The organism is Actinoplanes awajinensis subsp. mycoplanecinus, assembly GCF_001509495.1.
GTDB lineage: Bacteria > Actinomycetota > Actinomycetes > Mycobacteriales > Micromonosporaceae > Actinoplanes > Actinoplanes palleronii.
The window spans coordinates 164,297-176,689 of sequence record NZ_LLZH01000318.1 but is presented as its reverse complement, the minus strand read 5'-3'; the positions used below and the strand labels follow the sequence as shown (position 1 = coordinate 176,689).

The window sequence follows — 12,393 nt, the reverse complement described above, 5'->3', positions numbered from 1 at the left end:
TCACCGCCCCCGGGACTCGTACGGCGCGCGGCCGTCCCGGGGTGCGTCGTACGGATTGCGGTTCGCGACCGGGAGTGGCAGCCGGTGAACGATCTCGGACACGATGGTGTCGGTGGTCCGGCGGGCCAGCTGCGCGTCCGCGGTCGGGATGATCCGGTGGGCGAACACCGGCACCGCCAGGGCCTGCAGGTCGTCCGGGAGCACGTAGTCCCGGCCCTCCAGCGCGGCGACCGCCTTGGCGGTGCGCATCAGCTGCAGGGTGGACCGCGGTGACGCGCCGAGGCGGATCTCCGGGGACTCCCGGGTCGCGGTGACCAGGGCGATCGCGTACTGCTGGACGGCGTCGGCGGCGTGTACGGCGCGCGCCGTCTCGATCAGCCGGCGGACCATCGCGGCGTCGGCCACCGCACGCAGGTCGTTCAGCGGGTCGTGGTCGCTCTGGCCGCTCAGCATCGCGAGCTCGGCCCTGGGGTCCGGGTATCCCATCGCGATCCGGGCGGTGAACCGGTCGCGCTGCGCCTCCGGCAGCGGATAGGTCCCCTCCATCTCGATCGGGTTCTGCGTGGCCACCACCATGAACGGCGCCTGCAGCTCGTAGGTCGTCCCGTCGACGGTGACCTGCCGCTCCTCCATGCACTCCAGGAGGGCGGACTGGGTCTTCGGCGAGGCCCGGTTGATCTCGTCGCCGACCACCAGGTTGGCGAACACGGCACCCGGCTTGAACTCGAAGTCGCGGGTCTCCTGGTTGTAGACGCTCACCCCGGTGACGTCGCTGGGCAACAGGTCGGGGGTGAACTGGATCCGGCGCACCGAGCAGTCGATCGATCGGGCCAGCGCCTTGGCGAGCTTGGTCTTGCCGACGCCTGGCACATCCTCGATGAGCAGGTGCCCCTCCGCCAGCAGTACGGCCACGGCCAGGCGTACCGTCGCGCTCTTGCCCTCGATGACCTGCTCGATGTTGGCCATGATGGCTTGTGTAGCGGCGCGGAATTCGGCGCTCGGCAGCGGCCCTGTCGGCTCGCCCCAGGTCGGCGTTGTCACGGGCTTCCTCCCAGTAATACGTACCCCCGGTGACGGCTTACCCACCGTCAGGGCACCCCAAGTTTGCGGGCGCCCAGCGGTCCGTGAACCTCCGGCGCTCGCCGCCCGTCCTGACAGGTTATCCCCGTCTGTACACCCCTCCGAAAGGCCGGAACGACCAAGGCTTTCGAGAAAACGGGACGAACATGGTCCATTTACCGACGGTGATCAGGTTCCGGACTCGATCGGTACTACGAGCGCATACCGGTCGCCGTGCGTGACGACGGCCGGGTATCATGGCGCGCATGGCTCGGCGTGTTCTGCTCCTTAGCCGGCCGTGCTGATCACGCATCGGTGACAGCACGGCGCCCCCTCCTGCGTGAGGGGCTTTTTTATGCCCGGAGCGCGTGACCCCAGCCCACATGACGTAGACGAGATGGTGTTGAAGATGAGCGAGACCGAGAATCCGTTCCGCTACACCGCCGCGCTGGCCGGCGAGATGGAGCTGCGCTGGCAGCAGTACTGGGCGGAGAACGGGACGTTCCACGCGCCGAACCCGGTCGGCGAGCTGGCCGACCCGGACCACCCGCGCGCCGGCGCGCCGAAGCTGCACGTGCAGGACATGTTCCCGTACCCGTCCGGCGCCGGCCTGCACGTCGGTCACCCGCTGGGCTACATCGGCACCGACTGCTATACCCGCTTCCAGCGGATGAACGGCTTCAACGTCCTGCACCCGATGGGCTTCGACGCCTTCGGCCTGCCCGCCGAGCAGTACGCGGTGCAGACCGGCACCCACCCGGCCGTGACCACCGCGGCGAACGTGGAGCGCTACCGCCAGCAGCTGCGCCGGCTGGGCCTGGCCTACGACGAGCGCCGCTCGTTCTCCACCACCGACCCGGAGTACTACCGCTGGACCCAGTGGATCTTCCTGCAGGTCTTCAACTCCTGGTTCGACCCGGAGCTGAAGAAGGCGCGGCCGATCACGGAGCTGATCGCCGAGTTCGAGTCCGGTTCCCGTCCGACAAATCCGGCATGGACCGCTATGTCGGCCACGGAAAAGCGTCAGCTGATCGACGACCACCGGCTGGCGTACATGAGCGAGGCCCCGGTCAACTGGTGCCCGGGCCTGGGCACCGTGCTGTCGAACGAGGAGGTCACCCCGGACGGCCGCTCCGAGCGGGGCAACTTCCCGGTCTTCAAGCGCAGCCTGAAGCAGTGGATGATGCGGATCACCGCGTACTGCGACCGCCTGGTCGAGGACCTGGACACGCTGGACTGGCCGGAGCCGGTCAAGCTGATGCAGCGCAACTGGATCGGCCGCTCGCAGGGCGCGCACGTCGACTTCCCGATCGGTGACGACCACATCCGGGTCTTCACCACCCGCCCGGACACGCTGTTCGGCGCGACCTACATGGTGCTGGCCCCGGAGCACGATCTGGTCGAGTCGATCATCCCGGCCGCCTGGCCGGCCGGTGTGCCGGACGTCTGGACCGGCGGGCACGCGAGCCCGGCCGAGGCGGTCACCGCCTATCGAGCGACGGCCGCGGCCAAGACCGAGGAGGAGCGGACCGCCGACGGCAAGGTGAAGACCGGTGTCTTCACCGGCGCCTACGCGACCAACCCGGTCAACGGCGAGCGCGTCCCGGTCTTCATCGCCGACTACGTGCTGGCCGGGTACGGCACCGGCGCGATCATGGCGGTGCCCGCGCACGACGAGCGGGACTTCGACTTCGCCACCGCGTTCGCGCTGCCGGTGGTCCGCACCATCGAGACGCCCGAGGGCGTCGAGGGTGCCTACACGGGCGACGGCGCTGTGATCAACTCCGGCTTCCTGGACGGGCTGACCAAGGTCGACGCCAAGGCCGCGATGATCACCTGGCTGGAGGAGCAGGGCAAGGGCTCCGGCGCCACCACCTACCGGCTGCGCGACTGGCTGTTCAGCCGGCAGCGGTACTGGGGCGAGCCGTTCCCGATCGTCTACGACGAGACCGGCCTGCCGATCGCGCTGCCCGACGCGATGCTGCCGGTGGTGCTGCCGGACACCGACGACTTCGCGCCGCGCACCTTCGACCCGGACGACGCCGAGTCCGAGCCGGAGACCCCGCTGTCCCGCAAGAAGGACTGGGTCGAGGTCGAGCTGGACCTGGGCGACGGGCTGAAGACCTACACCCGCGAGACCAACACCATGCCGCAGTGGGCCGGTTCCTGCTGGTACGAGCTGCGCTACCTGGACCCGCACAACGAGCAGGAGCTGGTCGACCCGGCCAACGAGGCCTACTGGATGGGCCCCCGCGAGCCCGGCGGCTCCGGCGGCGTCGACCTGTACGTCGGCGGTGTCGAGCACGCCGTGCTGCACCTGCTGTACGCCCGCTTCTGGCACAAGGTGCTGTTCGACCTGGGGCACGTCTCGTCCTTCGAGCCGTTCCACAAGCTGTTCAACCAGGGCTACATCCAGGCGTACGCGTTCCGTGACGCCCGCGGCGTGATCGTCCCGGCCGAGGAGGTCGTCGAGCGTGACGGCGCCTGGTACTACGGCGACCAGAAGGTCAACCGCGAGTACGGCAAGATGGGCAAGTCGCTGAAGAACGTCGTCACCCCGGACGAGATGTGTGACCAGTACGGCGCCGACACGTTCCGGGTCTACGAGATGGCGATGGGCCCGCTGGACGTGTCCCGTCCCTGGGACACCCGCGCGGTGATCGGCTCGCAGCGCTTCCTGCAGCGCGCCTGGCGCCTGGTGGTCGACGAGGAGACCGGGCAGAACCGGGTCACCGACGAGCCGCTGGACCCGAAGTCCCGCAAGGTGCTGCACAAGGTCATCGCCGGGGTCCGCGAGGACATGGGCGAGCTGCGCTTCAACACCGCGATCGCCAAGCTGATCGAGCTGACCAACACGCTGACCCCGCTGCCCCGGGTGTCCCGTGAGGCGGTCGAGCCGCTGGTGCTGATGATGTCGCCGTTCGCGCCGCACCTGGCCGAGGAGCTGTGGGGCCGGCTGGGCCACCAGGGGACGCTGGCCTACGCCGACTTCCCGCAGGCCGACCCGGCCCAGCTGGTCGCCGACTCGATCACCTACCCGGTGCAGATCAACGGCAAGGTCCGTGGCCGGGTCGAGGTCAGCCCGGAGACCGGGGAGGCCGAGGTGCGCGAGGCCGCGCTGGCCGCTGTCGCCGACGCGCTGGACGGCCGCACCCCGAAGAAGGTCATCGTGGTGAAGGGCCGCCTGGTCAGCGTCGTCGTCTGACACACGGAACACCGAGGAGCCGCCGGTCCAGGCCGGCGGCTCCGTCGCGCTTACCCCTTTTTTGGTACGACGGGGAGCCCCGTCCGCGCTCACCGGGTGGCGGCCGCGAAGAAGTCGGCTGCGGGGTGTGCGCTCTGGTCGTACCGAAGGATGGTGAACTGACCTGGAGGGAAGCGGTCCGGACGCGCGGGGTCAGGCAGCGGCCGGGACGACCGCGGCAGCCGCGGCGCGGCGGGAGGTCTGGCGCCAGCGCAGGACGATCGCGGTGGAGAGCAGGAAGCCGATCACGGCGGGGGCCATGGTGACCGGGCTCATCTTGCCGGGGGAGGCGACCGCGGCACCGATCACGGCGTAGGTGACCGTCGACGGGATGGCGGCGATCGTGGTGCCGAGCAGGTAGCGCTTGCGGCACACGCTGGTGGTGCCGTAGGCGTAGCCGACCAGCCCGAACGGTGCCAGCGGGAGGAAGCGGACCAGCAGCACCGCGGCCAGCCCGCGGCGGTTCAGCCAGCCGTCCAGCCGGGCCAGCCGGCCACCGGCCTTGGCCTGCAGCGCACCGCGCCCGGCCCAGCGGCCCGCGTAGTAGGTGGCGATCGCGGCGATCACCGCGGCGGCCAGGGCGGCGACCATACCGGTCGCGGCGCCCAGCAGGGCACCGCAGGCGACGGTCACCGCGGTCCGCGGGACCAGGACCGACAGGAGCAGACCACCCAGTACGGCGACGGCGACGGCCGCGCCGGGGCCGAGTGCGACCACGGCGTCACCGATGTCGCGCAGCGGGAGGGTGGCGGCGGCGACGGCGAGGCCGGTGATCGCCGCGGCCAGCAGGCCGAGCCGGGCGAACCGGCGCTTCCGGCTGATCGGCGCGTGCGCCTCCAGGTCCGTCGCGACGGCCGGGGCGGACTGGCTGATCGCCGCAGCCTGAGGGTCCCGCTCGAGGGTGCACACGGGGTGATCAGGTTTGTCGGTCATGCAGGCCTACCGCCCCAACTGTCGTCGGTTCTGGACAAGGTCGTGCAGGTCTATTCCGCGCTCGTCGTCGTCTTCCGGCCGTGCTCTCCGCCGCCGGTCCTCAGGGTCAGGCCGGGGTCGCCGCGGCCAGCCGCTCGCCTCGCAGCCGCTCCGGCCACGAGTCGTCGAGGGGCGCAAGCCTATCCGCGCCGGTCGACCAACGCAGTAGCAGATCGGCTATCGCTGGGTTGCGAGCGAGCGCCGGACCGTGCGAATACGTCCCGATGACCTTGCCGGCCCAGGCGCCCTCGGTCTGGCCGTCGTTGCCGATGCCGCCGGTGACCCGGGCCAGCGGCGCGGCGTGTTGGCCCAGGTGGGTGCGGCCGCCGTGGTTCTCGAAACCGGTCAGCGGGGGCAGGCCGAGTCGCGGGTCGATGTCGCCCCGCAGCTCGCCGACCGCCCGGGTCTCGCCCCGGTCCGAGAAGATGTCGAGCAGGCCGAGGCCCGCACATTTTGTCCCCTTGGCGAAGAACGAGTGGCCGAACAGTTGGTAACCCGCGCAGATGGCCAGGACCGAGGCGCCCTGGTTGACCGCTCGGTGCAGGCCGCCGTCGGTGATCAGGCGCTGGGCGGCCAGCGCCTGCGGGCCGTCCTCGCCGCCACCGATCAGGTAGATGTCGGCCGAGGTCGGCATCTGCATGTCGGAACGGACCTCGTAGGTCTCCACCGGGATGCCGCGGGCGGCCGCCCGGTGCGCCAGGATCAGCATGTTGCCCCGGTCGCCGTACGTGCTCAGCAGATCGGGGTAGATCCAGACGATCCGCAGCGTGCTGTCGTTCATGCCTTGCCCTCTGTCGTTCCGCCTCGGGTGGACTCAGTTGACACGGTCGAGCACCGCCCGGATGTCCTGGAAAGCCGTGTAGTTGGCGATCACCTCGAGGCGGCCCGGCGGCACCGACGCCAGCGCCTCGTCAAAACTGTTTACGTGCCGGAACGGCACCTGGTTCACCTGGAGCCGGACCGCCAGGTCGAACGCCCGGTCGCCGGTGATCAGCACCGGACGGTCGCGCAGCGGTGAGAAGTCGACGTCCCACAGCCAGGAGGTGTCCAGGCCGTCGGGGTCCCGGGCGTTGATCGAGAGCAGGGTGGGGGCCTGGTCGGCCATGTCGAAGGCCTCCAGCCAGCTCGCCGGGTTCTTGGCGAGCAGCAGCCGGATGTTGCGGCCGTCCCGGTCCACCTGGGCGTAGCGGCCGGCGATCGACGACACCCGGGAGAGCCGGGGCAGCGCCTCGATCGGGCGCACCCCGAATTCGCCGGCGACGGCCAGCGCGGTCGCCGCGTTACCGAGGTTGACCTTGCCGGGCAGCTGCAGCTTGACCAGGTGCCAGTCGCCGCGGGGGTCGATGACGCCGTCCTCCTCGACCACCCACTGCGGGCGGGGGCGGCGCAGCGGGCAGCCGGAGCACCACCAGTCGCCGTTGGCGCGCTCGATCGGGTGGCCGCTCTCCGGGCAGACGAACGAGTCGTCGTGCCAGCGCTGGCCGGCGCTGAACCAGGTGACCTGAGTGCTGGCGGCCGCCGACCAGACGACGAGCGGGTCGTCGGCGTTGGCCACCACCCGGATGTCGGGGTGGCTAGCCAGCGTGGTCTTCCACAGCTGCGCCATCATCGCCACCTCCTTCGCCCGGTCGAGCTGGTCACGGGAGAGGTTGAGCAGCGCCACCACCTTGGGGCGGGTGGCCTCGATCACCTGTGGCAGGTAGTGCTCGTCCACCTCCAGCACCGCGAACGGGGTGTGCCCCTCCTTGGCCAGCGCCGAGGTGTGCCCGGAGGGCATGTTGGCGCCGAACGAGTTGGTGGCCACCCGGCCGAGCACGCCGACCGCGGCCGCGGTGAGCCGGGTGGTGGTGGTTTTGCCGTTGGTGCCGGACACCAGGGCGACGGCACGCCCTGAGGCGAGGTGGGTCAGCAGGTCCGGATCGATCTTGAGGCCGATCCAGCCGCCGATCACCGACCCGTCGCCGCGTCCCGCGGCCCTGGAGAGAGCGGCCGCCGTCTTCGACGCGGTGGTCGCGACTATGGCCCGCAGGGGCATCTTCCCGTCCGTCACGCAGCGAGGGTACCGGAACCAAGGGTGACGTCGAGTTGCCGGAAGGCCCGGAACCCCTTTCGCCCGTACGGCTTATTGCGTTTGCGCCGCTGACCGGCGTGGTGGTGTCACGAACGGGTTACCACCTGAGTTTTTATGTGTTCTGGTTCACCGGCTTTCCTCGACGCAGTGTGTTTGGTTGAACACTCTGCGCGATGACATTTGTCTCGCGGAGGTAACAAACTGGACAGGGCCTGATGTGCCAATCACTTTGTGTAACTGAATCGCACCTGACGATCATGGGTTCGTTCGGGTACCAAGGATCAGCCGGCGGCATCCGCTCGCCGGCCGCACCGGACGGTTCACGCCGAGCCCTGCCCCGATCCCGAGGGTGCGACGCCGCAACACCAGATCGACCAGACGAGGCAATCGGGGGCAGGGACGGGGGAACCAGAAACCCGGTCCGTACCGAGCCGCGCGACACCGGCGGCGCCATCGGTGGGGGCCTTGGGGTGAAGCCGCGAAAGCGGCCGGGCAACCTTCCCGCCCGAACCCGACAGCTAACCTCGCAGGCGTGCCGGAGGGATCTCCTTACCGTGCACCAACACAGTTCGAGCCGTAACCGCCGCATGTCCGGCGCCGGTACCGTCGCACTGTCCCTGGGCCTCTGCCTCTGTGCAGGTCAGCTCGTGGCCACGTCACCCGCTTCGGCGGCCACCACCACGACGCCGGTCGCCGCCACCACGGTGACCACGACCACCACCGCCGCGGCGGTGAAGGTGAAGCCCAGGCTGAGCAACAAGCTCAGCACCCGGAAGCTCCCCTGGGGCTCCAGTCTCAAGGTCACCGCCAAGGTCATCAACCCGAACACCGGGAAGGTCGCCAAGGGCACCGTCCGCTTGCAGGGACTTCGCAACGGCAAGTGGGTGACCTGGGACACCGAGACCGTCCGCAACGCCAACGGGACGGTCACTCTCAAGGCCGCGCCGAAGACGTCCGCGTACGTCCGGACGCTCTTCACCGGGACCGGCTACAGCCAGGCGGCCACCAAGGGCGTCAAGGTCACGGTCAAGGCCAGTGGCGCTAAGATCCTCGCCGAGGCGAAGAAGCACAAGGGCGCGCTGTACAAGTTCGCGGCCGCCGGACCCAAGCGGTTCGACTGCTCCGGCTACACGCTGTACGTCTACAAGAAGGCCGCCGGCAAGAAGCTGCCGCACAAGGCCAACTCGCAGCAGCACTACGGCAAGTCGGTCAGCAAGTCCAACAAGAAGGTCGGCGACCTGATCGTCTTCCGGTCGGGCTCGTACGGCTACCACGCCGGCATCTACGCCGGCGGCGGCTACATGTACGACTCGCCGCACACCGGCGCCCGCGTCGGCAAGCACAAGATCTACGGCAGCAACTACGTCGTGCGCCGGCTGGTCGCCTGACCGTGCCCCGGCACGGGGAACGGTCAGTGGACTCGGCGCTCGGTCGCCCGCGGTGCTGCGGGTGTCCGGAAAGCCCTCGGCGCCGAGGGTGCTAGGTCGTTCGGCGGTGCCGAGGGTGCTCCGCTGCCCGACAGCACCTAGTAAGTAAGGAAACACCGCCAGTGGGGCGCGACCCGATTCCGGGCCGCGCCCCACTGGCGTTCCCGTCCCCCGCCCCGCCTGCCCGCCTGCCCGCGGCCCGGCTGGTGCTCACGGCTGTCTCACGAGCGCCGAGCCGACCGTGAGCACCAGCCGGGGCCGCGAGGCGCGCCGGTGCCGCGCCGAGACGGGAACATCGCGCGGGCTGCGCTCCCCGGCGCTGCGGTCGTGGGTACTCACTGGGTTCGGTCGACGAGCGGTGGCAGTCGTCATCTGGGCCGCGATACTCACCGTGGGCGCTCGCCAAGGGCAGTCGGCTGGTCCTGGTGGCCGCTATCGGGGTCTGGAAAGGGCAGTGAGGACCAGCCGGGGTGGTGACGCGCGCCGCTACCGCCCGCGAGGCCGCGAGGGCGCTGGGCCGCGAGGGCGCTGGGCCGCGAGGGGCTGCTGGCCCCAGTTGGGCCGCGAGGGGCTGCCGGCCCCGCTGGGCCGCGAGGGGCTGCCGGCGCCGCTGGGCCGGGAGGCGGGGAGTGCCGCCGCGCCCCGAGTGGGGGCTGCCGGTTCGGGGCAGGTGGGGCTCCACTTTCCTCCCCGGTAGGGGGTTCGGGGGCTCCACTTCGCTCCACGGGTGGGGGTGGGGGGTGAGTTCGGGTGGACTTATCGACCGTCGTGGGCTGGATGTCGGAAACCGGACCTCGTGGATCATGCTCCGGCCCTCCACTCCGGCCCACCGCCTGTGAACTGGGATTACGTCCGCGAAAACGGTTTTGGGAAGGTCGCTTTCGGGTTGCAGGTGGAGGGAAGTGGAGTAGAGTGGGGCACAGTGGCAGGACCGAGGGACTCAACCGGAGCCTGCCGGCCCGAGTTGACAGACGGTCCACTCCCTCCGCGAAGGAGCGGCCGTCCCGGCAAAGGGGTGGGGGCCGATGTTTCTCGGCACGCACACTCCTCGCCTCGACGAGAAGGGCCGGCTGATCCTCCCGGCGAAGTTCCGCGACGAGCTGGCGGGAGGTGTCGTGATCACGAAGGGGCAGGAACGCTGTCTTTACGTGTTCCCGATGCCGGAGTTCCAGCGCATCGCGGGTCAGCTGCGCGAGGCGCCGGTGACCAACAAGTCCGCCCGGGCGTACGGCCGGGTGTTCTTCGCCAGCGCACACGACGAGGTCCCCGACAAGCAGGGCCGGGTCACCATCCCCGCACATCTGCGGGAGTACGCGAGTCTCGGCCGGGATCTCGTGGTGATCGGGGCCAGCACCCGGGTCGAGATCTGGGACAAGCAGGCGTGGGACGACTACCTCTCGGCGAGCGAGCAAGAGTTCGCCGACATCGAGGAGGGGGTGCTGCCCGGCGGACTGTAGGCGTGGCACTCGGTGGGCCGCTGGGAGTGCGGCCCGGACGCCACTGCTGCCGTACTGCGAGATCTCCAGCCGCTCCCGCTCCTGGCGCCTCTTCCCCGGCGCCAGGCGCGTGTCCGGGGCCGGGTAAAACCGGCGCGGGACTGAGCGGATGGGGATCTGGCGGTACGGATGGGCGGCCGGGCCGGTACGGAAACGGCCGGCAGGCAACACGGGTAACAACCGGGTGAGACGTGAACGGGTGGGTTTTATGGGGGTCGTCATGGGGGAGCCGCGCGGTGCGCACGTTCCGGTACTGCTGGAACGCTGCCTCGAGCTGCTCGATCCGGCTCTCGTCCGGCCCGGCGCCGTGCACGTCGACTTCACGCTGGGCCTGGGTGGCCACGCCGAGGCGGTGCTGGAGCGGTACCCCGAGGCCGTCCTGATCGGACTGGACCGGGACACCGAGGCGCTGGCCCACTCGCGGCACCGGCTGTCCCGGTTCGCCGAGCGGATCCACCTGGTGCACGCGGTCTACCACGAGCTGCCCCGGGTGCTGACCGAGCTGAGGATCCCGGCGATCGACAGCGGGTTGTTCGACCTCGGTGTCTCCTCGCTGCAGCTGGACGAGGCGGACCGCGGGTTCGCGTACGCGCAGGACGCCCCGCTGGACATGCGGATGGACCAGTCGCAGGGGATCACCGCGGAAGAGGTGGTCAACTCGTACGAGCCGGGCGAGCTGGTGCGGATCCTCCGGCAGTACGGCGAGGAGAAGTTCGCGACCCGGGTGGTCTCGTCGATCGTCAAGGAGCGGGCCAAGGCGCGGATCGTCTCGACGTCCAAGCTGGCCGACCTGATCAAGGAAGCGATCCCGGCCGCCGCGCGCCGAACGGGTGGAAATCCCGCGAAAAGGTCCTTCCAAGCACTACGCATTGAGGTCAACGGCGAGCTGGCGGTGCTCGAATCCGCTGTCCCGGCGGCTTTGGACGCGTTGTCGCCCGGCGGGCGACTTGTGGTGATGAGTTATCAATCTCTGGAGGACAGGATCGTGAAGCGCGCCCTCACCGCGAGGTCGCGCAGCACCGGGCCGATCGACCTGCCGGTCGAGCTTCCCGGTACCGGTCCGACGCTGCGGCTGCTGACCCGGGGGTCGGAGTTGCCCAGCGAGGCGGAGGTGGCGGAGAACCCGCGCGCGGCTTCGGTGAAATTGCGCGCGGTGGAACGGATTAGCGAGCAGGGGGTTACGGGCAAGCAGGCGCCACGGTCCGCACGCGAACGGACACGGTGACTGCTTTCACCCGAGAGGGACAAGGGCGACACCGGGATACAACGCACGGGGGACAAGGGCGGATACGCCCGGGGGCGAACCAGGAGGGGGAGGGGGAAGCATGAGCGAGCGAAGCAACGCGCCGCGGTCGGGGGGCCGTCCGGGGGAACGTGGGCGTGGGGCGAGCCGCGATGCCGAGGTCGCGGGGGGTGGCGCCCGGGGGGTGCGCCAGTCCGGCGGGCGATCCGACACGCGCCGATCCGGGATGCGCGGCGACGAGGGTCGCGAGCAGCCCGAGACGGTGATCGAGGTCGACGGCACTGCCGCCAAGCAGCTGAAGACGGACGGGATCTCGCTGCCGTTCCTGCCGCGCCTGCGGGTGGCGCCGCCGCTGCCGATCCGGGCGCCGCGGCCGACGTTCGCGGCCGGCGTGATCGCGCTGGTGCTGGTCGGCGTGGTGGGCATCCTGCTGATCAACACGAAGACCATGGAGCAGTCGTTCCGGCTCGACGCGCTGCGCGAGAACCAGACCAGTCTGGACGAACAGCAGCAGGAGCTGGAGCAGCAGCTGATCCAGGTGTCCGGCCCGGGCAACCTGGAGGCCGCCGCGCGCCAGCTGGGCCTGGTGCCGGCCGGTGCCCCGGCCAAGATCCGGCTGCCGGACGGCAAGTACATCGGTACGCCCCGGCCGGGCCAGGGACAGACCGCGCCGACCGCGCAGGACTCGCTGACCACCGGTGGCGCCACGACCGGGGCCGGGGCTGATCCGGCCGCCGCCGACCAGAACGCTGTGGGAACGGGGCAGTAGGCCGTGTCGCCGCGAGCCGATGACGAGACACCGCGCCGGGGCACTCCGCCCCGGCGCGGTGCGTCCCGTGCCGTCCCCGCCGAGGGGACCGAGGACGCCGAGCGCACCGAGC

Annotated in this window: 9 protein-coding genes and 1 riboswitch; of the genes, 5 read left to right on the top strand and 4 right to left on the bottom strand. The window is 70.4% G+C overall.

Features of this window, described 5'->3' with window-relative positions:
- Complete coding sequence (locus ADL15_RS42280) at positions 1 to 1,041, bottom strand: AAA family ATPase (RefSeq protein ID WP_067704497.1); 1,041 nt, start codon at positions 1,039 to 1,041, stop codon at positions 1 to 3.
- Positions 1,042 to 1,468: 427 nt separating this feature from the next.
- Here ADL15_RS42280 and leuS point away from each other — a divergent pair, with 427 nt between their 5' ends.
- A complete protein-coding gene (gene leuS, locus ADL15_RS42275; RefSeq protein ID WP_083972455.1) occupies positions 1,469 to 4,264 on the top strand; it encodes a leucine--tRNA ligase in 2,796 nt (931 codons plus the stop codon).
- A gap of 192 nt (positions 4,265 to 4,456) precedes the next feature.
- Here the strand turns inward: leuS and ADL15_RS42270 are convergent, their stop codons facing one another.
- The 3 genes from ADL15_RS42270 to ADL15_RS42260 all read right to left on the bottom strand — a co-directional run bounded on the left by ADL15_RS42270 (position 4,457) and on the right by ADL15_RS42260 (position 7,310).
- The gene (locus ADL15_RS42270; RefSeq protein ID WP_083972435.1) at positions 4,457 to 5,236 is read right to left on the bottom strand and encodes a TVP38/TMEM64 family protein; all 780 of its coding nucleotides are present in this window, start codon (positions 5,234 to 5,236) and stop codon (positions 4,457 to 4,459) included.
- Positions 5,237 to 5,342: 106 nt separating this feature from the next.
- Positions 5,343 to 6,056: a type 1 glutamine amidotransferase gene (locus tag ADL15_RS42265; protein WP_067704491.1), complete on the bottom strand. Its 714-nt coding sequence runs from the start codon at positions 6,054 to 6,056 to the stop codon at positions 5,343 to 5,345.
- Between the two features lie 33 nt (positions 6,057 to 6,089).
- Complete coding sequence (locus ADL15_RS42260; protein WP_067704925.1) at positions 6,090 to 7,310, bottom strand: Mur ligase family protein; 1,221 nt, start codon at positions 7,308 to 7,310, stop codon at positions 6,090 to 6,092.
- A gap of 455 nt (positions 7,311 to 7,765) precedes the next feature.
- A riboswitch (cyclic di-AMP (ydaO/yuaA leader) is annotated at positions 7,766 to 7,894 on the top strand.
- A 99-nt stretch (positions 7,895 to 7,993) separates the two neighbouring features.
- On the opposite strand from ADL15_RS42260, the gene ADL15_RS42255 reads away from it, so the two are divergent.
- The 4 genes from ADL15_RS42255 to ADL15_RS42240 all read left to right on the top strand — a co-directional run bounded on the left by ADL15_RS42255 (position 7,994) and on the right by ADL15_RS42240 (position 12,281).
- Positions 7,994 to 8,734 (top strand): C40 family peptidase, encoded by a 741-nt coding sequence (locus ADL15_RS42255; protein WP_232344890.1) that lies wholly within the window; start codon positions 7,994 to 7,996, stop codon positions 8,732 to 8,734.
- Positions 8,735 to 9,798: 1,064 nt separating this feature from the next.
- Positions 9,799 to 10,230 carry a division/cell wall cluster transcriptional repressor MraZ gene (gene mraZ / locus ADL15_RS42250; RefSeq protein ID WP_067704485.1) on the top strand — a complete coding sequence of 144 codons (432 nt, stop codon included), beginning with the start codon at positions 9,799 to 9,801 and terminating at the stop codon, positions 10,228 to 10,230.
- A gap of 148 nt (positions 10,231 to 10,378) precedes the next feature.
- Positions 10,379 to 11,494 carry a 16S rRNA (cytosine(1402)-N(4))-methyltransferase RsmH gene (rsmH, locus tag ADL15_RS42245; protein ID WP_394326985.1) on the top strand — a complete coding sequence of 372 codons (1,116 nt, stop codon included), beginning with the start codon at positions 10,379 to 10,381 and terminating at the stop codon, positions 11,492 to 11,494.
- A gap of 244 nt (positions 11,495 to 11,738) precedes the next feature.
- The gene (locus tag ADL15_RS42240) at positions 11,739 to 12,281 is read left to right on the top strand and encodes a hypothetical protein (protein ID WP_067704479.1); all 543 of its coding nucleotides are present in this window, start codon (positions 11,739 to 11,741) and stop codon (positions 12,279 to 12,281) included.
- The last annotated feature ends 112 nt before the right edge of the window (positions 12,282 to 12,393 follow it).